The organism is Streptomyces botrytidirepellens, from assembly GCF_003721215.1.
Taxonomy (GTDB): Bacteria; Actinomycetota; Actinomycetes; order Streptomycetales; family Streptomycetaceae; genus Streptomyces; species Streptomyces himastatinicus.
The window spans coordinates 1-625 of the sequence record NZ_RIBZ01000364.1 but is presented as its reverse complement, the minus strand read 5'-3'; the positions used below and the strand labels follow the sequence as shown (position 1 = coordinate 625).

General features: G+C 79.7%; 1 protein-coding gene. It reads right to left on the bottom strand.

Features of this window, described 5'->3' with window-relative positions:
- Positions 1-625 (bottom strand): 5-oxoprolinase subunit C family protein (locus EEJ42_RS30990; RefSeq protein WP_148082057.1); only part of this gene is annotated, 625 nt, incomplete at both ends.

Sequence of the window (625 nt, the reverse complement as noted above, 5' to 3'; positions counted from 1 at the left end):
GGCCCGCACCCGGGACGGCTGAGGGCCCGGGCGGCGCAGCGGGGCGAACCGCACCGGGGTCCCGGGCGCGGCCTGCGCCGCGGCGGCCAGGTACGGCTCCGGGACGACGCCCACCACGGGGTAGCCGCCGGTCGTCGGATGGTCGGCGAGGAACAGCACCGGACGGCCGTCGGGCGGCACCTGGAGGGCGCCGAGCACCATGCCCTCACTGGGCAGCTCGCCCTCCCCGGCGCGCTCCAGCGCGGGGCCCTCGGTGCGCAGCCCGATCCGGTTGCTCGCGGCCGCGACCCGGAACCGGCCGGTGGTGAGGGTGCGCAGCCCGGTGGCGGTGAACCAGTCGTCGCGCGGACCGAACACCACCGGAAGCACCAGCTCGGGCACGATGCCCGCGTACGGGACCCAGTCCACCGCCGGGGCCGGCCCGTACGGGGCGCCGAGCCGCAGCACCGCGCCGTCGGCGAGCGGGACCGGTCCGAGCCCGGAGAGCACGTCGGTGGCGCGGCTGCCGAGCACCGGCTCGGCGTCGACCCCGCCCCCGAACGCCACGTACGCGCGCACCCCGTGCGTGGCGGGGCCGACGTCCAGCACGGCGCCCGCCAAGAGCCGCACCGGCGCGCCCCAGGCG